The sequence below is a fragment of the Pseudomonas promysalinigenes genome, from assembly GCF_014269025.2.
In the GTDB taxonomy this organism is placed as follows: Bacteria; Pseudomonadota; Gammaproteobacteria; order Pseudomonadales; family Pseudomonadaceae; genus Aquipseudomonas; species Aquipseudomonas promysalinigenes.
Map to the genome: position 1 here is coordinate 4,418,262 of NZ_CP077094.1, position 22,774 is coordinate 4,441,035.

The 22,774-nt window shown below is 63.7% G+C and carries 18 protein-coding genes; 13 read left to right on the plus strand and 5 right to left on the minus strand.

The features are described 5' to 3' along the window. Positions 1–228: 228 nt before the first annotated feature. Entirely contained in the window at positions 229–2,082 is a 1,854-nt protein-coding gene (locus HU725_RS20070) for a sigma-54-dependent Fis family transcriptional regulator (RefSeq protein ID WP_186476429.1), read from the minus strand. A 279-nt stretch (positions 2,083–2,361) separates the two neighbouring features. Between HU725_RS20070 and HU725_RS20075 the strand changes: the two genes are divergently transcribed. From HU725_RS20075 to HU725_RS20135, 13 genes are all read left to right on the plus strand, one after another. Then, complete coding sequence (locus tag HU725_RS20075) at positions 2,362–3,417, plus strand: ATP-NAD kinase family protein (protein ID WP_186476428.1); 1,056 nt, start codon at positions 2,362–2,364, stop codon at positions 3,415–3,417. A gap of 22 nt (positions 3,418–3,439) precedes the next feature. Beyond that, a complete protein-coding gene (locus HU725_RS20080) occupies positions 3,440–4,417 on the plus strand; it encodes a thiamine pyrophosphate-dependent dehydrogenase E1 component subunit alpha (RefSeq protein ID WP_186476427.1) in 978 nt (325 codons plus the stop codon). A gap of 32 nt (positions 4,418–4,449) precedes the next feature. After that, positions 4,450–5,472, plus strand: a complete 1,023-nt coding sequence (locus tag HU725_RS20085) for an alpha-ketoacid dehydrogenase subunit beta (protein ID WP_186476426.1) — start codon at positions 4,450–4,452, stop codon at positions 5,470–5,472. Beyond that, positions 5,469–6,575: an acetoin dehydrogenase dihydrolipoyllysine-residue acetyltransferase subunit gene (locus HU725_RS20090; RefSeq protein ID WP_186476425.1), complete on the plus strand. Its 1,107-nt coding sequence runs from the start codon at positions 5,469–5,471 to the stop codon at positions 6,573–6,575. The genes HU725_RS20085 and HU725_RS20090 overlap by 4 nt, the downstream gene beginning before the upstream one ends. A 55-nt stretch (positions 6,576–6,630) precedes the next feature. Beyond that, positions 6,631–7,692 (plus strand): 2,3-butanediol dehydrogenase, encoded by a 1,062-nt coding sequence (locus tag HU725_RS20095; RefSeq protein WP_225915552.1) that lies wholly within the window; start codon positions 6,631–6,633, stop codon positions 7,690–7,692. Positions 7,693–7,835: 143 nt separating this feature from the next. Further along, positions 7,836–8,714, plus strand: coding sequence for a 50S ribosomal protein L11 methyltransferase (gene prmA, locus HU725_RS20100; protein ID WP_186476424.1), 879 nt, complete (start codon positions 7,836–7,838; stop codon positions 8,712–8,714). Between the two features lie 42 nt (positions 8,715–8,756). Next, on the plus strand, positions 8,757–10,049 hold the full coding sequence (locus HU725_RS20105; protein ID WP_186476423.1) for a DUF3426 domain-containing protein: 1,293 nt from the start codon (positions 8,757–8,759) through the stop codon (positions 10,047–10,049). A 206-nt stretch (positions 10,050–10,255) separates the two neighbouring features. Continuing rightward, positions 10,256–11,269 (plus strand): tRNA dihydrouridine synthase DusB, encoded by a 1,014-nt coding sequence (dusB, locus tag HU725_RS20110; protein ID WP_186476422.1) that lies wholly within the window; start codon positions 10,256–10,258, stop codon positions 11,267–11,269. Further along, a complete protein-coding gene (gene fis / locus HU725_RS20115) occupies positions 11,266–11,586 on the plus strand; it encodes a DNA-binding transcriptional regulator Fis (protein ID WP_008093076.1) in 321 nt (106 codons plus the stop codon). Before dusB ends, fis begins: the two co-directional genes overlap by 4 nt. A gap of 80 nt (positions 11,587–11,666) precedes the next feature. Beyond that, on the plus strand, positions 11,667–13,274 hold the full coding sequence (gene purH / locus HU725_RS20120) for a bifunctional phosphoribosylaminoimidazolecarboxamide formyltransferase/IMP cyclohydrolase (protein WP_186476421.1): 1,608 nt from the start codon (positions 11,667–11,669) through the stop codon (positions 13,272–13,274). Positions 13,275–13,456: 182 nt separating this feature from the next. After that, positions 13,457–14,752, plus strand: a complete 1,296-nt coding sequence (gene purD / locus HU725_RS20125) for a phosphoribosylamine--glycine ligase (protein ID WP_186476420.1) — start codon at positions 13,457–13,459, stop codon at positions 14,750–14,752. Between the two features lie 144 nt (positions 14,753–14,896). Beyond that, the gene (locus HU725_RS20130) at positions 14,897–17,665 is read left to right on the plus strand and encodes a hybrid sensor histidine kinase/response regulator (protein ID WP_186476419.1); all 2,769 of its coding nucleotides are present in this window, start codon (positions 14,897–14,899) and stop codon (positions 17,663–17,665) included. Positions 17,666–17,716: 51 nt separating this feature from the next. Next, on the plus strand, positions 17,717–18,313 hold the full coding sequence (locus HU725_RS20135; protein ID WP_060477896.1) for a MarC family protein: 597 nt from the start codon (positions 17,717–17,719) through the stop codon (positions 18,311–18,313). A gap of 9 nt (positions 18,314–18,322) precedes the next feature. On the opposite strand, the gene cobJ is transcribed toward HU725_RS20135, so the two are convergent. Genes cobJ through cobG form a run of 4 tightly spaced genes read right to left on the minus strand, consistent with a single transcriptional unit; the run spans position 18,323 to position 22,698 of the window. Continuing rightward, positions 18,323–20,029 carry a precorrin-3B C(17)-methyltransferase gene (gene cobJ / locus HU725_RS20140; RefSeq protein WP_186476418.1) on the minus strand — a complete coding sequence of 569 codons (1,707 nt, stop codon included), beginning with the start codon at positions 20,027–20,029 and terminating at the stop codon, positions 18,323–18,325. Then, complete coding sequence (locus tag HU725_RS20145; protein ID WP_060477898.1) at positions 20,017–20,751, minus strand: precorrin-2 C(20)-methyltransferase; 735 nt, start codon at positions 20,749–20,751, stop codon at positions 20,017–20,019. The genes cobJ and HU725_RS20145 overlap by 13 nt, the downstream gene beginning before the upstream one ends. Beyond that, complete coding sequence (locus HU725_RS20150; protein ID WP_060477899.1) at positions 20,748–21,374, minus strand: precorrin-8X methylmutase; 627 nt, start codon at positions 21,372–21,374, stop codon at positions 20,748–20,750. The genes HU725_RS20145 and HU725_RS20150 overlap by 4 nt, the downstream gene beginning before the upstream one ends. After that, positions 21,367–22,698 (minus strand): precorrin-3B synthase, encoded by a 1,332-nt coding sequence (cobG, locus tag HU725_RS20155; protein ID WP_186476417.1) that lies wholly within the window; start codon positions 22,696–22,698, stop codon positions 21,367–21,369. The genes HU725_RS20150 and cobG overlap by 8 nt, the downstream gene beginning before the upstream one ends. Between the last annotated feature and the right edge of the window lie 76 nt (positions 22,699–22,774).

Sequence of the window (22,774 nt, forward strand, 5' to 3'; positions counted from 1 at the left end):
GCTCCTACGTTTATTTCGGGCCAATCAATCCTGCGGGATTTGCGCGCGAACGCTTTGGCGCATGGCACGATATCGCGTCGTTCAAACAAGGCGGTCGCGCGCGCCTGTCACAGGCGTCACTGGCCCGAAACAAACGTAGGAGCGAGCGCAGCTCGCGATGCGCCGCGCGGGCGGCGCTCGATCTCACAGGCGCTAAAATGTTGCGGCGAACACCTGCCAGCCCCGACGCTAGCCCTTCATTCGCGGCATTTCGATCCGATGCTCATGCACCCGCCGATATAAAGTCGCCCGCGATATCCCCAACGCCCGTGCCGCTTCCGCTGGCTTCCAGCGGTGACGTATCAAAGCATCGAGCAGCAGTTGCCGCGCCGGGCTCGAAGCGCCCACAACAGCCGCAGGCACGACATCACCCCGCACCTCCTGTGGCAGGCTTTCCAGGCACACCTGCCCACCCTCACTGACGGCACAGGCATAACGCAGCACCTGCCGAAGCTGGCGCAAATTCCCCGGCCAGCGGTACACCAGCAGCGCCTGCAGCGCATCGTCGCCCAGCATCACCTCAACCCCGCATGCCTCGGCTTCCTCAGCCAGCAGTTGATGAATCAGACCTAATCGGTCTTCCCGCTCCCTTAGCGGCGGCAACTCGAAACGGGCATTGGCCAGGCGGAAAAACAGGTCTTCACGGAAGCGCCCTTCACTCACCATCGCCGCCAGGTCGCGGTGCGTCGCACAAATCACCTGGATATCCACCTGCTGCCGACGCGCGGCGCCCAACGGCGCAACTTCACCTTCAGCCAACACTCGCAGCAGCCGAGTTTGCAGGTTCAACGGCATGTCACCGATCTCGTCGAGAAACAAAGTCCCGCCATCGGCCTGCTGCAACAGGCCCTGCATCCCTTTGCTCGATGCGCCAGTGAACGCGCCAGCGACATAGCCGAACAACTCACTTTCGATCAGGCTTTCGGGTATGGCCGCGCAGTTCAACGTGACGAACGGCCCATCCCGGCGCTGGCTCTGCTGGTGCAACTGGCGTGCAAACACTTCCTTGCCGGCACCCGTCTCACCCAGCACCAGCACCGCCAGATTGCAGTCCTTGACCCGTGTGGCCAAGCGCAGGTGCTGCTCGATGCGTGGGTCCTGCACCTGCTGCAATGATTGCGCTCGGCTTCGCTGCCCAGGTGCGCTGACTCGCCCGTACAGCCCACCCCAACCCGGCAGGCGCTGGGCCGAACCCTCATTGGCGCGGCGCAATTGGTCCATGTCGAACAGCTCGCCGATGTGCTCAGGCATACGTCCATGGCGCGCAAGCAAGCGCTCGCGGGCCAGGCTGTTGATTGCCTGCAACCGGCCATCGGCATCCCAGGCCAGCAGATAATCGGGCTGGCTATCCACATAACCTGGCGTGCCGTGGGCACGCATCACCCAGTGGCCCTGAGCGCTTTGCATGAAGAAAGCGTTTTCGATCTCTCGCGCCGTCTGCTCCACCAACTGCAGGATCAGGTGCTGGCTGCGACGGTCGTCCGGCGATTGCAGGGCCGATACATCCACCACGCCGAGCAACTGGCCTTGCGGGTCGAAAACCGGCGCTGCAGTACAGGTCAGGCCTATGAAGGCAGCACGAAAATGGTCGCGCTTGTGCACCGTGACCGCAGCCTTGCTAGTCAGCACCGCCGCCACGCCACAGGTCCCCTCCTCACCTTCGGACCAGCAGGTGCCCAGGTACAAGCCCGCTTTGCGGCAATCACTTCGGATGGCCGATTCGACCCGGTAATCGATGGTGTGCCCCGAAGCATCTGTCAGCAGTACACAGTAATCGGCGCCACGCACCCGACCATGCAAGCGGGCAACGGCATCGCTGGCAATGCGCAGGAACAGCTCGGCACGTTCTCGGCATTCGTTGAGCAGGCTTTGGGAAAGGATGCGCGGCCCCTGCTGCGACCCAGGATCGAGACGGTACAGCTCCATGGAACGGCGCCACGAGTCGAGGATCAGCGCTGGCACCGGCGCCTGAGGCAGCCGGTCGGCGTTCTTCACTACCCGGCTGACGCAATCGACATGGGCTCGGGAGTTCGCGGCAAGCATGAGGCCTCCGGTTACTGTTTGTTCTTGTCGTTGTGCGCCCATTAAGCGCCTGCCGGCATGGCTGGACAAGCACTGCGTGATTACCGGTTGGCTTGAGACGCAGCGTCTCAGCCCGAGCGCCGGATCCTACCCATGCTGGCACGCAGCGTCTCGGGAAGCGGCCCGCCCCGAGGCCTCTGATAGCCACCGGGGCGCTCTGCAACAGCCATTAGCGCTGCGCCGCACAAAGCTGGCATCTGCCTTGCTCAAGCCTTGGCAAACAAGAACACGAGGTGTGCCATGCCGCAGCCCGCCCCAATCATCGGGATCATTGCCAACCCTGCCTCTGGGCGCGACCTACGTCGCCTGACCAGCAATGCCGGGCTCTATTCCAGCACCGACAAGGCCTCTGCCATCCAGCGCCTGCTCGCAGCCTTCGGCGCCACGGGCGTTGCCACGGTGCTGCTGCCCACCGACATGACCGGGATCGCCGCCGCCGTACTCAAAGCCAGCCAGGGGCCAGTGGCACGGGACCTGCGTTGGCCAGCCCTGCAAGTGCTCGACCTGCCCCTGACCCAAACGGTCAGCGATACCCGGCTGGCCGCCCAGCAAATGGTCACGCGCGGTGCGTCGATGATTGCCGTACTGGGGGGTGACGGTACACACAAGGCTGTCGCCGCCGAGGTTGGCGACACGCCCATGCTGACCTTGTCTACCGGCACCAACAACGCGTTCCCGGAACTGCGCGAAGCCACCACTGCCGGCCTGGCCGGGGGCCTGGTCGCCTGTGGCCGGGTGCCGGCGAGCATCGGCCTGCGGCGCAACAAACGCCTGATGGTGAATGTGCCACAACAGGGGCTTTGCGAGTGGGCACTGGTCGAAGTGGCGGTTTCCCCACAGCGGTTTGTCGGTGCCCGTGCACTGAGCCGCAGCGAGGACCTGAGTGAAGTGTTCGCCTGCTTCGCCGAACCCCACGCCATTGGCCTGTCTGCCCTGTGCGGGCTGTGGCGCCCCGTCACTCGGCACGCGCCTTATGGCAGTTGGGTGCGCCTTAACCCTGGCGCCGAACATGCACTGCTCGCCCCGCTGGCTCCAGGCTTGCTGCAAGCCTGTGGCATCAGCGCCAGCGGCTCACTCGAACCCGGCGTGCCGCACCGCCTTAGCTTGGCCGCCGGCACCCTGGCCCTGGATGGCGAGCGGGAGATCGAGTTTGCCGAACACGACACCCCAACCATCACCCTCGACCTGCAAGGCCCATTGACCGTCGACGTCGAGGCCGTGCTGGCACACGCCGCCCAGCATCACTTGTTGGCCGTTTCCCGCGGCCATCGGCTGCACCCTGCAACCCTGTGTTGAGACAACCCTGGAGAACAACAAGATGTCCACTCACCTCAGTTCCGCGCAACTGCTGCATGCCTATGAAGTCATGCGCACCATCCGTGCTTTCGAAGAACGCCTGCACGTAGAGTTCGCCACGGGCGAAATTCCCGGTTTCGTCCACTTGTACGCCGGTGAAGAAGCCTCAGCGGCCGGGGTCATGGCACACCTGCGCGACAGCGACTGTATTGCCTCGACCCACCGTGGTCATGGCCATTGCATCGCCAAGGGCGTCGATGTGTACGGCATGATGGCCGAGATCTATGGCAAGAAGACCGGCGTATGCGGCGGCAAAGGCGGCTCGATGCACATTGCCGACCTTGAGAAAGGCATGCTCGGCGCCAATGGCATCGTTGGCGCAGGCGCGCCGCTGGTGGCGGGCGCTGCATTGGCCGCCAAACTCAAAGGCCGCGACGACGTCGCCGTGGCGTTCTTCGGCGACGGCGCCTCCAACGAAGGCGCAGTCTTCGAGGCCATGAACCTGGCTTCGATCATGAACCTGCCGTGCATCTTCGTGGCCGAGAACAATGGGTACGCCGAAGCCACTGCCTCGAACTGGTCCGTGGCCTGCGACCACATCGCCGACCGCGCCGCAGGCTTCGGCATGCCAGGGGTCACCATCGATGGCTTCGACTTCTTCGCAGTGCATGAGGCTGCAGGTGCAGCCATCGAGCGAGCACGTTCAGGCCAAGGCCCGTCGCTGATCGAGGTCAAGCTCAGCCGTTACTACGGCCATTTCGAAGGCGACGCACAAACCTACCGCGCCCCGGACGAGGTGAAGAACCTGCGGGAAAGCCGTGACTGCCTGCTGCAGTTTCGCAGCAGAGTGACTCGCGCCGGGCTAGTGCAAGCCGCCGACCTGGACGCCGTGGATGCCCGCGTCCAAGACCAGATAGAAGACGCGGTACGTCGTGCCAAGTCCGACCCCAAGCCACAGCCCGCCGACCTGCTCACCGACGTGTACGTCGCCTACCCCTGAGCCCAGACAACAAGAACAACAGGAGAACCACCATGGCTAGAAAAATCAGCTATCAGCAGGCTATCAACGAAGCCCTGGCCCAGGAAATGCGCCGCGACAATACCGTGTTCATCATCGGCGAAGACGTCGCCGGTGGCGCCGGGGCACCTGGCGAAGATGATGCCTGGGGCGGTGTGCTGGGTGTGACCAAGGGCCTTTACCATCAATTTCCCGGACGGGTACTGGACGCCCCACTGTCGGAAATCGGCTACGTCGGCGCAGCGGTCGGCGCTGCCACTCAGGGCCTGCGCCCGGTGTGCGAACTGATGTTCGTCGACTTCGCCGGCTGCTGCCTGGACCAGATCCTCAACCAGGCGGCGAAGTTTCGCTACATGTTCGGCGGCAAGGCCGTCACACCGCTGGTGATGCGCACCATGTACGGTGCCGGGTTGCGGGCCGCGGCCCAGCACTCGCAGATGCTTACCTCGCTGTGGACTCACATTCCGGGCTTGAAGGTGGTCTGCCCCTCCTCACCCTACGACGCCAAGGGCCTGCTGATCCAAGCGATTCGCGACAACGATCCGGTCATCTTCTGTGAGCACAAACTGCTTTATGGCATGCAAGGCGAGGTGCCGGAGGAGGTGTACACCGTACCCTTTGGCGAAGCCAACTTCCTGCGCGATGGCGACGACGTGACCCTGGTGACCTATGGCCGCATGGTGCATGTGGCGCTAGAGGCCGCCAACAACCTGGCACGTCAGGGCATCGATTGCGAAGTGCTGGACTTGCGCACCACCAGCCCACTGGACGAGGACAGCGTCCTCGAGAGTGTGGAGAAAACCGGCAGGTTGGTCGTGATCGATGAGGCCAACCCGCGCTGTTCCATGGCCACCGACATCAGCGCGCTGGTTGCGCAAAAGGCATTTGCTGCGCTCAAGGGCCCCATCGAGATGGTCACAGCACCGCACACTCCGGTCCCGTTCTCGGACGCCCTGGAAGACCTGTACATCCCCGACGCGGGGAAAATCGAAGCTGCCGTGCGCAAAGTGATCGAAGCCACAAGGAGTGCCGCATGAGCCAGATCCATACCTTGACCATGCCCAAGTGGGGTCTGTCGATGACCGAAGGCCGGGTCGATGCCTGGCTCAAGCACGAAGGCGACCCAATCGCCAAAGGTGATGAAGTCCTGGACGTTGAGACCGACAAGATCAGCAGCAGCGTCGAAGCCCCCTTCAGTGGCGTGTTGCGCCGCCTTGTCGCCCAGCCGGACGAGACACTGCCGGTGGGCGCATTGCTCGGCGTTGTGGTGGAAGGCGAAGCAGACGAAGCCGAAATCGATGCCGTTGTGCAACGTTTTCAAGCCGACTTCACCGCTCAAGGCAGCGCCGAGCAGGCCCAAGGCCCTGCCCCGCAGAAGGCCGAGGTGGGCGGCCGCCTGCTGCGCTGGTTCGAGCTGGGTGAAGGGGGAACGCCACTGGTACTGGTACATGGGTTTGGCGGCGACCTCAACAACTGGCTCTTCAATCACCCTGCGCTGGCCACTGAACGCCGCGTGATCGCTTTGGACCTGCCCGGCCACGGCGAGTCCGCCAAGACGCTGCAGCGCGGCGATCTGGACGAGCTCAGCGAGGCTGTGCTGGCACTGCTCGAGCACCTGGATATCCAGCGCGCTCACCTGGCTGGGCATTCCATGGGGGGTGCCGTATGTCTGAACCTGGCGCGCTTGCAGCCGCACAGGGTGGCTAGCCTGACCCTGATCGCCAGTGCCGGGTTGGGCGAGGCGATCAACGGCGGCTACTTGAAGGGCTTCGTCGCGGCTGCCAACCGCAATGCACTCAAGCCACAGCTGACGCAATTGTTCGCCGACCCCAGCCTGGTCACCCGGCAGATGCTCGAAGACATGCTCAAGTTCAAGCGCCTGGAAGGGGTCGACACCGCCTTGCAGCAGCTCGCTGCTTCCCTGGCCGACGGCGACCACCAGCGCCTGCAACTGCGCTGCGTTGTGCACCAGCAGCCGACGCTGGTGGTGTGGGGAGCCGCTGACGCGATCATCCCCGCCAGCCATGCCCAGGGCCTGGATGCTCAAACCCTACTCGTGCCTGCGGTTGGCCACATGGTGCAGATGGAGGCGGCCGAACAGGTCAACGAACAACTCTTGGCCTTTTTGCGCAAGCACTGAGCCCCTTCCCATGAGCCTGGAGACAATCAGCATGAATGACCTCAGCCATACCCACATGCGCGCAGCCGTCTGGCACGGCCGCCACGACATCCGCGTCGAACAGGTGCCCTTGCCTGGCGACCCGCCGCCCGGCTGGGTGCAGATCAAGGTGGACTGGTGCGGCATCTGCGGCTCCGACCTGCATGAATACGTCGCAGGCCCTGTGTTCATCCCCGTTGAAGCACCACACCCGCTCACCGGCATTCAAGGGCAGTGCATCCTCGGCCACGAATTCTGTGGCGAAATCGCCAAACTCGGCGATGGCGTCGAGGGCTATGCGGTGGGCGACCCGGTCGCTGCAGATGCTTGTCAGCACTGCGGCACCTGTTACTACTGCACCCATGGCCTGTACAACATCTGCGAACGCCTGGCGTTCACTGGCTTGATGAACAACGGCGCCTTCGCCGAGCGGGTGAATGTGCCTGCCAATCTGCTCTATCGCCTGCCAGAAGGTTTCCCCCGCGAGGCGGGGGCGTTGATCGAGCCGCTAGCGGTGGGCATGCACGCGGTGAAAAAGGCCGGCAGCCTGCTGGGCCAGAGCGTCGTGGTCATAGGCGCGGGCACCATTGGCCTATGTACCATCATGTGCGCCAAGGCTGCTGGCGCCGCTCAGGTAATCGCCCTGGAGATGTCCTCGGCACGCAAGGCCAAGGCCAAGGAGGTCGGCGCCAACTGGGTGCTGGACCCAAGCCAGTGCGACGCCCTGGCCGAGATTCGCGCACTGACAGGTGGGCTTGGTGCGGATGTGAGCTTCGAATGCATCGGCAACAAAAACACCGCCAAGTTGGCCATCGACACCGTTCGCAAAGCCGGCAAGTGTGTGTTGGTAGGCATTTTCGAAGAGCCCAGCGAGTTCAACTTCTTCGAACTGGTGTCCACCGAAAAACAGGTAATGGGCGCCTTGGCGTACAACGGCGAATTCGCTGATGTCATCGCCTTCATCGCCGATGGCCGCCTCGACATTCGACCACTGGTGACAGGGCGGATTGGGCTGGAACAGATTGTCGAGCTGGGCTTCGAGGAGCTGGTCAACAACAAAGAGCACAACGTCAAGATCATCGTATCCCCTGGCGGCTAGGGTTTTGCTGCACGCAACAGGCCGTCGGGCGCCAAGGCCCGGCGGCTTTCGTTGCTGTACCACAAAGCCTGTGCACTCGCGTAAACTGCCAGCCTTTACGCAGCCCTGGGCTGCCCCTGTCAGATTTACCAAAGGTGCCCGCCATGCCTTGGCTGCAAGTACGCCTGGCCATCAGCCCGGAACAAGCCGAAACCTACGAAGACGCTCTGCTCGAAGTAGGCGCCGTATCGGTCACGTTCATGGATGCCGAAGACCAGCCGATCTTCGAACCCGACCTCAACACCACCCCGCTGTGGTCGCACACCCATTTGCTGGCCCTGTTCGAAGCAGATGCTGAGCCTGAGGCGGTGTTCGCCCACCTGAAATTGCTCACCGGCGCCGAGCTGCCCGAGCATCAGGCCGAGGTGATCGAGGATCAGGACTGGGAGCGCAGCTGGATGGACGGTTTCCAGCCAATGCGCTTCGGCCAGCGCCTGTGGATCGTGCCAAGCTGGCACGATGCACCGGAGAAAGACGCCGTCAACCTGCTGCTGGACCCGGGCCTTGCCTTCGGCACCGGCACCCACCCGACCACTGCGCTGTGCCTGGAGTGGCTCGACGGCCAGCAACTGCAAGACACCCAGGTGCTGGACTTCGGCTGTGGTTCCGGCATTCTTGCCATCGGTGCCCTGCTGCTGGGGGCTCGTGAAGCGGTCGGTACCGACATCGACGTGCAAGCCATCGAAGCCTCGCGCGACAACGCCCAGCGCAATGGCATCGACGACCACAAGTTCGCGCTTTACCTGCCCGAGCACATGCCGGCCATGCAGGCAGACGTTTTGGTCGCCAACATCCTGGCAGGCCCGCTGGTTTCGCTGGCGCCGCAGCTTTCTGGCCTGGTTCGCCCAGGTGGCCTGCTGGCGCTGTCGGGCATTCTCGCCGAGCAGGGTGAGGAAGTGGCTGCAGCCTACGCCGCCGATTTCGACCTGGACCCGATCGTCGTGCGCGACGGTTGGGTGCGCATCAGTGGTCGGCGCCGCTAAGCGGGCCTAGACTATTCCTCTGCACAGCTCCCGGATCGCCGCATGACCGACAGTTTCGTCACCCAGTGCCCGCATTGCCAGACCAGCTTTCGCGTCACCCATCACCAGTTGAGCGTGGCTCGCGGCGTCGTCCGCTGCGGCCATTGCCTGCAGGTGTTCAATGCGGCCAAGCAGCTGCTGGAACAACACCGCGCCACAGCCGGCGCTGCCCCTGTTGAGCCACCGCCTGCGCAGCAGGAGCCGGTCGCTGCAGCCGAGCCAGTGGCCAGCAATGCGCCGTCTGTGCCCGAGAAAGAGGATTGGGCCGCCACTGCCCAGGCGTTGGAGGAGCTCGACCTGGACCAGGAGCTAGCGCGCCTGGAGCGCCGTGGCGAACCTGCCGAACCGGGTTTTGACGCCAAGGCCGATGCCCTGCAGGCTCGCCGCGACGAACCGGTTGCCCAAGCCCATGACGACGTACCCTTCGGCACCGCAACAGACGACCACCATGAGCCTGACCAAGCCCATGAGCCCATGCCGATACTGCTGGACGAGCAGCCATTGGAAGCGGAACCGAACGCGCGTTCCGAACCCACCCTGGGTCGCAGCCTGGACCTGGACTTCGATGACCAGGCGCACACCCGACTCAGCATCGAGCCCGAGCCTGTAGAGCGCGTGGGCGAGCCCGACGAGGTGGTACACGCCACGGGCCTCAGTGCCCGTGACGACGACGATAGCGACCCGCTCGAGCCAGTTGCCGGCGAACGCCTGGAGCCTGGTTTAGCCGCCAGGCCCGAACGCCCGGCGCGCAAGGAACCGCTGGTCGAGGTGGTCGATGACCCGCTGCAACTGGGTTGGGAAAAACCACAGCCCAACTGGGGCAAGCGCTTGCTTTGGGGCATGCTCAGCCTGCTGGCCGCCGGCCTGCTGGCATTTCAGTACGTGTGGTTCCACTTCGACGAACTGGCCCGCCAGGACCAGTACCGGCCAATCTTCCAGCAACTGTGCCCGACGTTCGGCTGCCAGGTGCCGACCCGTGTCGATATCGCCCGCATCAAAAGCAGTAACCTGGTCGTGCGCAGCCACCCGGACTTCAAAGGCGCGCTGATCGTCGATGCGATCATCTACAACCGCGCTCCGTTCGCCCAGCCGTTTCCTTTGCTGGAGTTGCGCTTCGCCGACCTCAACGGCCAGTTGATCGCCAGCCGGCGCTTCAAGCCCAGCGAGTACCTGTCGGGTGAGCTTGCCGGGCGCGGTGAAATGCCGAGCCAGACACCCATCCATATCGCCCTGGACATTCTCGACCCAGGCCCCAAGGCGGTGAACTACAGCCTCAGCTTCCGCTCCCCGGATTAGCCGACAAGCGGCAATGTTGGCAACCTGCGAGCCGCTAAGCGGCCAGGTTGCTGCTGGGGCCTGAGGCTTGCTGCATCAGGCGCCCTGCTACCGGTCGCAGCTGTTCAGAATTTATCCAAATCCTTCTTTATCCGGTCATCGAGAGCGGGTATCATGCCAACCCTTTTTCGAACTCCAATGATTCGGCCCCACAACAGGGAACACCTATGTCGGCGGTACGCATCGGCCCTTACACACTACGCAACAACCTGATCCTCGCGCCCATGGCCGGGGTCACGGACCAGCCTTTCCGAACACTTTGCAAGCGCCTGGGCGCCGGCATGGTGGTGTCGGAGATGATCAGCAGCGACATGAGCCTGTGGAACAGCCGCAAGTCCAGCCTGCGCCGCATCCACGAAGGTGATCCCGAGCCACGCTCGGTGCAGATCGCCGGCGGTGATGCGCAGATGATGGCAGCGGCCGCCCGGGCCAATGTCCAGGCAGGCGCCCAGATCATCGACATCAACATGGGCTGCCCGGCGAAAAAAGTCTGCAACAAAGCTGCAGGCTCTGCTTTATTGAGAGATGAAGCTCTGGTCGCTGAAATCCTCCACGCCGTAGTCGGCGCGGTGGACGTACCAGTGACCCTGAAAATCCGCACGGGCTGGGACCGGGCGAACAAGAACGGCCTGAACGTGGCGAAGATCGCCGAACAGGCCGGCATTCAGGCGCTGGCGGTGCATGGCCGTACACGCGCCGACCTGTACAAAGGCGATGCCGAGTACGACACCATCGCGGCCATCAAGCAGGCAGTGTCGATCCCGGTTTTCGCCAATGGCGATATCACTTCGCCGGAAAAGGCCCGGGCAGTGCTCGATGCCACCGGCGTCGACGGCTTGCTGATCGGCCGGGCTGCCCAGGGCCGGCCCTGGATCTTTCGCGAGATCGAACATTTTCTTGGGACTGGCCAGCATTTGCCGGCCCCGCAGTTGGACGAAGTGGAACGCATCCTGCTGGAGCACCTGGCCGCGCTGCATGCCTTCTATGGCGATGTGATGGGCGTACGTATCGCCCGTAAGCACGTGGGCTGGTACCTGGCAACACGACCCGGCGGCAAGGAGTTTCGCGCCCGGTTCAACGCTTTGGAAGACACACAAGCGCAGTGCGCCAACGTTCGCGAGTATTTCAGCGAACGTCGACAGAGCCTTGAGACAGAGGACGGACAAGGGGTGGCCGCATGACGATGATGACTGAGACATTAGTGAGTGGAACAACGCCCGTGAGCGACAACGCCAACCTCAAACAGCACCTCAACACGCCGAGCGAAGAGGGCCAGACCCTTCGCGACAGCGTCGAGAAGGCGCTGCACAACTACTTCGCACACCTGGAGGGCGCGACGGTCACCGACGTGTACAACCTGGTGCTCTCCGAAGTCGAGGCGCCCCTGCTCGAAAGCGTGATGAACTACGTGAAGGGCAACCAGACCAAGGCCAGCGAGATGCTCGGGCTCAACCGTGGCACCCTGCGCAAGAAGCTCAAGCAGTACGATTTGTTGTAAGCCAGAATCCCAATCAGAAAAGGCGGCCTCTGCAAAGAGACGCCTTTTTTGCTGACTCCACCGCGTTATTGGAACCCGAAATGACCGACCAGACTACCCGCCTGCCAGTCCGCCGCGCCCTGATCAGCGTCTCCGACAAGACCGGTATCCTCGAATTCGCCCGTGAGCTGCAACAGCTCGGTGTCGAGATCCTGTCCACTGGCGGCACCTACAAGCTGCTCAAGGACAACGGTGTGAACGCGGTGGAAGTGGCCGACTACACTGGCTTCGCCGAAATGATGGATGGCCGGGTCAAGACCCTGCACCCGAAGATCCACGGTGGCATCCTCGGCCGCCGCGGCACTGACGATGCCATCATGAACGAGCACGGCATCAAGCCGATCGACCTGGTTGCAGTGAACCTGTACCCCTTCGAAGCCACCATTTCCAAACCCGGCTGTGACCTGCCGACCGCCATCGAGAACATCGACATCGGCGGCCCGACCATGGTCCGCTCAGCTGCCAAGAACCACAAGGACGTCGCCATCGTGGTCAACGCCAGCGATTATGCCGGCGTTCTGCAGGGCCTGAAGGCCGGTGGTCTGACCTACGCCCAGCGCTTCGACCTGATGCTCAAGGCATTCGAGCACACGGCTGCCTACGACGGCATGATCGCCAACTACATGGGCACCATCGATCAGGCCAAAGAAACCCTGAGCACAGAAGCGCGCAGCGAATTCCCACGCACGTTCAACAGCCAGTTCGTCAAGGCGCAGGAAATGCGCTACGGCGAGAACCCACACCAGAGCGCGGCGTTCTACGTCGAAGCGAAAAAGGGCGAAGCCAGCATCTCCACCGCCGTGCAGCTGCAAGGCAAGGAACTGTCGTTCAACAACGTGGCCGATACCGACGCTGCACTGGAGTGCGTCAAGAGCTTCGTCAAGCCGGCCTGCGTCATCGTCAAGCACGCCAACCCGTGCGGCGTGGCCGTGGTGCCTGAAAACGAAGGCGGCATCCGCAAGGCCTACGACCTGGCCTATGCCACCGACACCGAGTCGGCGTTCGGCGGCATCATCGCCTTCAACCGCGAACTGGATGGCGAAACCGCTCAGGCCATCGTCGACCGCCAGTTCGTCGAAGTGATCATCGCGCCGAAAATTTCCCAGGCTGCCCGCGACGTGGTCTCGGCCAAGCAGAACGTGCGCCTGCTCGAATGCGGTGAGTGGCCAGCCGAGCGCGCTGCCGGTTGGGACTTCAAGCGCGTCAACGGCGGTTTGCTGGTGCAAAGCCGCGATATCGGCATGATCACCGCCGATGACCTGAAGATCGTCACCAAACGTGCCCCGACCGAGCAAGAGATCCACGACCTGGTGTTCGCCTGGAAAGTGGCCAAGTTCGTCAAGTCCAATGCCATCGTCTATGCCAAGCAGCGCCAGACCATCGGTGTTGGCGCCGGCCAGATGAGCCGCGTCAACTCCGCCCGCATCGCCGCCATCAAGGCCGAGCATGCTGGCTTGCAGGTACAGGGCGCGGTCATGGCCTCGGATGCGTTCTTCCCGTTCCGTGATGGCATCGACAACGCGGCTAAAGTGGGTATCAGCGCCGTTATCCAGCCAGGTGGTTCGATGCGTGACGCCGAGGTGATCGCTGCCGCTGATGAAGCCGGCATCGCCATGGTCTTCACCGGTATGCGCCACTTCCGCCACTGATTTATGGCAATCGGCCGCACTGAAGCAGGCATCTGCTGAGGTAGGGCCGGTTCCGCTGATGCTCATTGCCAGCAGGCATCCGCGCTCATCGGAACCGGCCCCGCCTTGCAGCTCCCGGCTTCAGTGCGACCGCGTACAGTGTGAGGCCTAGCCTCCCGTCCGAAAGAATTCGAGGTTATGACATGAAAGTTTTGATCATCGGCAGCGGCGGCCGTGAGCACGCCCTGGCTTGGAAAGTCGCTCAAGACCCGCGCGTGGAGAAGGTGTTCGTTGCCCCAGGCAACGCCGGCACCGCCACCGAGGCCAAGTGCGAGAACGTCGCCATCGACGTCTGCGCCCTGGAGCAACTGGCAGACTTTGCCGAAAAGAACGTCGACATGACCATCGTCGGCCCTGAAGCGCCTCTGGTGATCGGCGTGGTCGACCTGTTCCGCAGCCGTGGCCTGGACTGCTTCGGCCCAACCAAGGGCGCGGCTCAGCTGGAAGGCTCCAAGGCTTTCACCAAGGATTTCCTGGCCCGTCACAAGATCCCGACCGCCGACTACCAGAACTTCACCGAAATCGAGCCGGCCCTGGCCTACCTGCAGGAAAAAGGCGCACCGATCGTGATCAAGGCCGACGGCCTGGCTGCAGGTAAAGGCGTAATCGTCGCCATGACCTTGGAAGAAGCCGAAGCCGCCGTGCGTGACATGCTGGCCGGCAACGCTTTCGGTGATGCAGGTTCCCGCGTGGTCATCGAAGAGTTCCTCGATGGCGAAGAAGCCAGCTTCATCGTCATGGTCGACGGCCACAACGTGCTGCCCATGGCCACCAGCCAGGACCACAAGCGCGTTGGCGACCAGGATACCGGCCCCAACACCGGCGGCATGGGCGCCTACTCGCCTGCACCGGTGGTCACCGCCGACGTTCACCAGCGCGTGATGGATCAAGTGATCTGGCCGACCGTGCGTGGCATGGCCGAGGAAGGCAACGTGTATACGGGCTTCCTGTATGCCGGCCTGATGATCGACAAGGCGGGCAACCCTAAGGTCATCGAATTCAACTGCCGCTTTGGCGACCCAGAGACTCAGCCGGTCATGCTGCGCCTGGAGTCGAGCCTGGTATTGCTGGTCGAGGCCGCGTTCGCCAAGGCCCTGGACAAGGTCGAGGCCCAGTGGGACCCCCGCCCAAGCCTGGGTGTGGTGCTGGCTGCCGGCGGTTATCCCGGCGACTACGCCAAGGGTGAGGTGATCAACGGCCTGGAAGCTGCGGCCAAGATCGAAGGCAAGGTGTTCCATGCCGGTACCTCGCTCAAAGACGGCCAGGTCGTCACCAATGGCGGGCGTGTGCTCTGCGCAACCGCCATGGGCGCCAGCGTTGCCGATGCCCAGCAGCAGGCCTACCGCCTGGCCAAGGAAGTGAGCTGGAACGCCAGCTTCTATCGTACCGACATCGGCTACCGGGCCATCGCCCGCGAGCGCGGTGAGCACCAGCAGTAAGTTGTACCGGCTTGCCGCAGCACGCTCTAGCACTGTGCGCCTGCGGCATCCGGCTCGTCGGCAGGGCCCTCGCGGGCCTTGCCTTCGGCTTGGCGCGCCGCGCATAGTTAGCATCTGGCACATCGGCTAGGAAGGGATCTCGTAGTGCGTCGGCTTCGGATTGCCACAGCTCTTATCGTCAGCTTGCTGACCTTGCTCTGCGTGCTCCCGGCTGCGGCCGAACAGGGCGCAGGATGGACTGCATTGCTCGATGAACAGGCCAGCCTGCAATTGAGCGATGTGCGCTCCGATCGCTACCGCACCCAATTCAGCCCAACCACCCTCGACGAGCTCGATGCCGCACCGGCCGGCCAGGCCTTGTGGTTGCACTATCGCCTGGAACCTGGCGAGCAGGAGCAACTGCTGCGCATCTTCGCCCCCGACCTGTCCCGCCTGGACCTCTACGCCCTGGACGGCGACCAACTGCTGCGCCAGATGCACCATGGGCGTCAAGCCGGCAATGCCAGCCCTACCCTGCGCGGCAGCGATCACGTATTACCCTTGCCCAACAGCCAGCACGTACTGGACATCTACCTGCGCCTGGTTTCCGAACACCAACTGCGCCCGGCCATCAGCCTGGTGCCGGCCGGTATCGCGGCATCCAACCAGGCCCAGCCGCTGCTGTTCGGCATGCTTTTCGGCGGCCTGGTGATGCTGATCCTGCACAACCTGATCCGCTTCCTGTACACCCGCTCCAGCACCACCCTGTACCTGGCCTTGTACCATGGCTTGATGATGCTCAGCGGCTTGATCCTGCTCAACCTCAGCGGCCCCTGGTGGCACCTGTGGCACAGCGCTCAAACCCCAGCTGCCTACCTGACCCTGGTGCTGGCGGGGCTGGCGGGGCTGTACTTCACCCAGCATTTCTTCAGCCCATGCAACTCGCCACGGCTCAACCGGCTGCTGCACGGCGAAATGCTGGCGGCGGCGGTCAGCGGGCTGATCCTGCTGTTCGTCGACACCCTGCCGCTGAACCTGATGACCTACGCCCTGCTGGCCTTGGGCAGCGTCACCATGCTGCTGGTCAGCAGCTACCAATGGTACAAGGGCTATGCACCGGCTCGGCTATTCTGCATCGCCATGCTGGTGTTCAACGTGGGTGGTTTGGTGCTGCTGCCGGCCTTGCTCGGCTTGACCCGCACCACCACACCCTGGTTGCTGTGCATCCTCCTGGGCTTGACCGTGGCCAGTGGCCTGCTGCTCAACCTGGCGGTCAGTGAACGCCTACGGCGGATGAACGAAGAACGCTTCAGCGCCAGCCGTGCGCTGGCAGCCAGCGATGCGGAAATCAACGCCAAGGCCGAGTTTCTGGCCAAGATCAGCCATGAAATACGCACCCCCATGAACGGCGTGCTGGGCATGACCGAACTGCTGCTCGGCACACCGTTGTCGGTCAAGCAGCGCGACTATGTGCAGACCATTCACAGCGCCGGCAACGAGCTGCTGACACTGATCAACGAAATCCTCGACATCTCCAAACTCGAATCCCGCCAGATCGAGCTGGATGACGTGCAGTTCGATCTCAATGCCCTGATCGAAGATTGCCTGAACATCTTCCGCGCCAAGGCCGAACAGCAGAACATCGAGCTCATCAGCTTCACTCAGCCCCAGGTGCCTCGGGTAATCAGTGGCGACCCCACGCGTCTGCGTCAGGCGCTTTCGAGCCTGTTGGAAAATGCGCTGAAGAATACCCTCGAGGGGGAGATCCTGCTGGTAGTCGCCCTGGACCAGCGCGGCGAAATCCCGCGCTTGCGCATTGCCGTGCAGGACAGCGGCGAGCCGCTGCCTCCCGCCGAGCGTGAAGCGCTTTTGCAGGCCGAGTTGCACAGCCATCACTTCTTATCCAGCAACAAGCTAGGCGGCCACCTGGGGCTGGTAATCGCCAAGCAACTGATCGGCCTGATGCAGGGCGAATTCGGTATCAAGAGCAGCACCACCACGGGTAATACCCTATGGTTGACCCTGCCGCTCGACCCATCACGCCTTGAGCAACCTCCGGCGGACCTCGACGGGCCGTTGCGCGATGCCCGGGTACTGGTGGTGGACGACAATGACACCTGTCGCAAAGTCCTGGTGCAACAGTGCAGCGCCTGGGGGATGAATGTCAGCGCGGTGGCCTCGGGCAAGGAGGCATTGGCCTTGCTGCGTACCAAAGCGCACCTGCGCGACTATTTCGACGCCGTACTGCTGGACCAGAACATGCCCGGCATGACAGGTATGCAGCTGGCGGCCAAGATCAAGGAAGACCCGAGCCTGAACCACGACATCCTGGTGGTGATGCTCACGGGCATCAGCAATGCGCCCAGCAAGGTCATCGCGCGCAATGCCGGGGTCAAACGGATACTCGCCAAGCCAGTGGCCGGCTACACCCTCAAGACCACCCTGGCCGAAGAATTAGCCCAGCGTGGCCGTGAGCAGGCAGCCCCGCCGCCGCCGGGCACACCCGTCGCGCTGGAGCTGCCGAGCGATTTTCGGATATTGGTGGCCGAAGACAACACTATCTCGACCAAGGTCATCCGCGGCATGCTTAGCAAGCTCAACCTGGAGCCCGATACCGCCAGCAACGGCGAAGAGGCGTTGCAGGCGATGAAGGCACAGCGTTACGACCTGGTACTGATGGACTGCGAAATGCCCGTGTTGGATGGGTTTTCCGCGACCCAACAGTTGCGAGCCTGGGAATCCACCCAGCAACGCCCGCGTACCCCCGTGGTGGCGCTCACCGCGCATATACTGGCAGAGCACAAGGAGCGCGCACGGCTGGCCGGCATGGACGGGCACATGGCCAAGCCTGTAGAGCTGTCGCAATTGCGCGAATTGATCCAGTACTGGGCCCACCAGCGCGAAGCCAAAGCTGACACGGCGCCTACTTCCTAATCCGACTGGTCGCTGTGTGACGGAGCGGCCCTCACCCGCAAGGACCCTCCCATGCTCCACGCGTTGTTCAGTGTCTACCTGAAGATGCTGGTGCTCTATAGCCCGTTCTTCGTCTTGTCGTGCTTCATCAGCCTCACCCGTGGTCACTCCAGCAAAGAGCGCAAGCAACTGGCCTGGAAGGTGGCGTTCGCCGCACTGGTGGCCAGCGTATTGCTCTATCTGTTCGGGCGAGCGATCTTCGGTATTTTCGGCATCACTGCCGATGCCTTTCGCATCGGTGCCGGCAGCGTGCTGTTCATCTCGGCGCTGAGCATGGCCCAGGGCAAACCGGCCGTGCAGGCCGACAACGTGCAGCAGGACGTGACCATCGTGCCGCTGACCATCCCTCTTACCGTAGGCCCGGGCACCATTGGTGCGCTGCTGGTCATGGGCGTCGGCCAACCCCACTGGGACGACAAGCTGCTGGCCATCGTCAGTATCGCGATGGCCAGCTTTACGGTCGGCCTGGTGCTGTACCTCTCCCATGGCATCGAAAGGCTGCTCGGTGACCAGGGCCTGCAGATCGTCAGCCGTTTGATGGGCCTGTTCGTCTGCGCCCTGGCAGCGCAGATCATCTTCACCGGGATCAAGGGCTACCTGGTCGGCTAGCCCCCGGCTTCACGGCGCCTCTGGATACCAACGCGGGGTGTAGACCCATTGGCTGCCGTCTGCGCGGTCGAAGGTACAGGTGGTGGATGAACCGATCAGCACCATGGTACGCATGTCGACCATCTCTGGAGTCAGCTCGGCCAGGGTCACCACCCTGAGCGTCTGCCCTGGCCGGCCGATGTCACGCCCCAGCACCACCGGTGTCTGCCCGCTGCGGTGCCAGCGCACCACCTCCAGGGCCTTGCCCAGCTGATGCGGCCGGGACTTGGAGATGGGGTTGTAGAAGGCCAGCACCAGGTCGGCCTGTGCCGCCAGGTCCAGGCGCTTTTCGATGATCGACCAAGGCTTGAGGTTGTCCGACAGGGACATTACGCAGAAGTCGTGGCCCAGCGGTGCGCCCGCTTGCGCCGCGGTGGCCAGCGAAGCCGAAACCCCCGGCAGGATTTGCAGGTCGACGCGCTGCCAGGCAGGGTCGCTGGAAGCATGCAGCGCCTCGAGCACTGCTGCAGCCATCGCGAACACCCCCGGGTCGCCGGAAGATACCACCACTACCGAACGGCCCTGGGCTGCCAGTTCGAAGGCATGCCGTGCACGCTGCATTTCTTCGCGATTGTCGGTGCAGTGCTGCACTTGATCGTCACGAAACGGCCCGGCCATGCGCACGTAGGTCTCGTAGCCAAGGATGTCCTGGGCTCGGGACAGTTCGGCCTTGACCGCTGGCACCATCAGCTCGGCAGCGCCAGGGCCCAGGCCAATCACCGCCAGGCGACCACGCTTGCGGCCCAGGCGCGCGGGGTCGACCGGCTGCCGCGCCCTGGCGATGACCATGTCAGGCTGTTCGATCAGCTGCGCATCGGGCAATACATCAGCCACCATGCTGGCCAACGTGCCCTGCAGGGGCGCGAAGCGCAGCTCGACGCCGAGTTCAGTAGCGGCCTGGTGCAAAGCAGGTTCGGCCATGGCTTGCTCGGCCACCAGCAGACACGCCAGTGAACGCTCGGCAATCCCGGCCGCACTCAGGGCGCCACGCACGTGCTCGGCCAGCCCAGCCCTGGCAGCTGCCACTGCCACCACCACAGCCCGCGGGTGGATCAGCAACTCGTCGCGGCTGGCCTGGCGGGCCTCACAGCCTACATGGATGGTGCGCCGGGCTGCGTCACTGGTCGGCAGTTGAACATGCGCAAGCCAGGGCGCGTCGCCTTCGATACGCACGCCTTCACCGGCCAGCAGGTCAGAAACGAAGCGCTTGCCTTGCTCGATATCCGCCAAGGTATAGCCCTCAGGAGGGTTGAGCAGGCAGGTGCCAAAGCGCAGTTCGCCACTGGTGGTGATCGCCGCTGTCACACCCAGCGCCTCACCCAACTCGCGCGCCATCACGTTGACCCCGCTCAGGCCGCCCAGCAACGGCACTACCGCGCTGCCGTTCTCGGCCACCGCCAGCACCGGTGGTTCTGCGCCTTTCTCATCCAGCAGGCTGGCCAGGCTGCGGATGACAATGCCAGCGGCGCATAGCGCAATGATTGGTACCGCCTGTTGGTACAACGCTCGCAAGCTGTCGCCGAAGCTGTCGTAGTACTGATCGGCACCCTCGACCCTGCCACGCAGGCCATGAATCGTCGCTTGTGGATAACGCAGTTGGATACGCTGCGCCGTGGCCAGACTGCCCGGCCCAAGAATGACGATGGCCGGTGCCTGCTGCCTGTTCAGCCCTGCCATTTTTCCCCCGGCACGATAATCAGCGAGAAATACGGCGACGACTGCGGGTCGACCTCATCCAACGGCACGATCTTCTGGTTGGCCATGGTCGCCCGTTCCACATACAGCGCGCGCCGGTCCAGGCCCAGTTCGCCGAGCACCTGGCGTACTTTGGGGAAGTTGCGGCCCAGTTTCATGATCACCGCGGCATCGGCATCTGCCAGGCGGCGCTTGAGCTCTTCGGCAGGCAGCACACCGGACAGCACTGACAGGCTCTGGTTGCGATACACCAGCGGTGCGCCCAATACCGAGGCGCCACCGAGCATCGAGCAGACACCTGGCACCACTTCGGCAGCATGCTGCTGGGCAAGGCGGTCGTGCAGGTACATGTAGGAGCCGTAGAAGAACGGGTCGCCCTCGCAGATAACCGCCACATCACGGCCTGCATCCAGGTGTTCGGCCACCTGCACCGCCGCCTCGTCGTAGAAGTCGCTGATCACCTGTTCATAGGACAGCGGCGCCGGCAGCAACTCAGTGGTCACCGGGTACACCAGCGCCAGTAAAGTCTGCTCGGGCTGCAAGTGTGCCTCGATGATGCCGAAGGCATTACCGCGCTTGCCCTTGGCCACGAAGTACGCCACCACCGGCGCTTCGCGCAATAAGCGCAGCGCCTTGACGGTGATCAACTCAGGGTCTCCAGGGCCAACGCCCAGGCCTAGCAAACGTCCGCGCGGCGCCATCATTCCACCTCCGTGGCCAGGGCGTTGACTGCTGCAGCGGCCATGGCGCTGCCCCCCAGGCGGCCCTGCATGATCACGAACGGCACGCCACGGCTGTCGGCGGCCAGCATCGCCTTGGACTCGGCAGCGCCGACGAAACCGACTGGAAAGCCGAGGATCAGGGCAGGCTTGGGAGCGCCAGCATCGATCATCTCGAGCAGGTAGAACAGCGCCGTCGGCGCATTGCCGATCACCACGACACTTCCTTCCAGGTACGGGCGCCACAGCTCCAGGGCCACCGCCGAACGCGTGTTGCCGGCGTCTTTGGCCAGCGCTGGTACGCTGGGGTCGCGCAGGGTGCAAATCACTGGGTTGTTGGCGGGCAGGCGTGCGCGGGTGATGCCCTCGGCCACCATGTGCGCATCGCAGAGGATCGGTGCGCCGTTGGCCAGCGCTTCACGCCCGGCGCGACCGGCGCCCTCAGAGAACTGCAGACCATCGATGGCATCGACCATGCCGCAGGCATGGATCACGCGCACGGCGAGCTTTTCCAGGTCTGCGGGAATCCGCTCGAGCCGTGCTTCCTCACGGATGATCCGGAAGGAGTTGCGATAGATCTCCTGACCATCGCGGATGTAGTCAATCATCAAGGTGCTCCGTCGGCAGGGCGAGCATGGCGCCTGCTTCATTCAAGGTAAGGTCGGTGGCGCGCAGGGCACCCAGGCCCGGCAGGTGCGCGTCACGCAGATACAGGTCATAACGGCCCGGTGAGCGGGCCAGCAACGTGGCCGGTGCAACGTGGGCCAAGGCGCAAGAGCGCGGGCAACCGGACAGGTGCACACTGCCCGGCGCGCCACTGCCGATCAGGGCCGCCAACTGCGCGGCATCGGCTTTGGTGTCAGCCTGGCCCTTGGCACAGCCACGGCTGCCGGTGCAGGCGACCATACGCACCAGGGGCTGGGTGGGGCTGCACAGCAGGCCCAGCGCCGCCAGTTCATCCATGGCTTGGTCAAGCCCGGCAGGGTCGATGTTGGTAAGCATGAGGCTTTGCCAAGGGGTCAGGCGCAGGCTGCCGTCCCCCCATCGGCGAGCCACAGCGCCAGCACCTCGCAGCATGGCAACCGATAGCCGGCCCAACGGCGGTGCCGCGCCCAAGGCCATACCGTGCTGTTGTCGCACGGCCCCCAGCCATGGGCTTGAGACGTGCTCACGCTGCCACTCAAGCACCGGGGCATCGCGGCGCACCGGCAGCGCCAGGCCATCGATGAAGGCATCCACCGGGCAGGTTTGCAGTAACTGGCGCATACGCGATTGCTCGGGGCTGGCCAGTTCAAGGAAGCGCTCAAGCACGGCGCGCACCAGCGCCAGCCCCTGTTCCACCGGCACCGCACCCACTACGTGGCCATCAGCCGGGCAACTGGCCAGGCCAAATGCCAACCAGCCGCGCTGCTCCAGGGGCATTGACGACAGCCACAGATCATGAGGGTGCTCCAGCATCGCCACACCTTCACCACCGTCCAGTTGTAGGGCGAACTTGGCAGACAACTGGTGCAAGCGCGGCGTACCCTGTAGCAGATCAAGGATCTGCCCGGCCAACGGGCGCACATCCATCAACATCGCCGGATCAAGCCCTGCCAAGGGGCTGAGCATCAGGTTGCGCACATCATCGCCGGCCGCCTCCCGTGGCCCGAGGCCCGCCGCCAGCAGGCTTTCGATCAGCCCGGCATGGTCGCTGCCTATGCCGCGGATCTGCAGGTTGGCACGGTTGGTCGCCTCGATCACCCCTCCCGCGAAGCGCTCGGCTGCCAGCGCAACCGCCTCGGCCTGATCGGCCAGCAACAGGCCCCCGGGCAGCTTAATTCGGCAGATGCCGCCGTCACGGGCGCTGACGATGCGCCACAACCCCGGGCAGGCCGAGGGACGTAGTGATGCTGGAGGGGTGTTGGCTGGCGTCAATGGGGCGTCCGGCAATCGCTGAAAATGCGCTTGAGTGTAGAAGGCGCGGTATTATGCCTGCTTTGTCCGGCGGCATGAAAAGCCGGTGGTC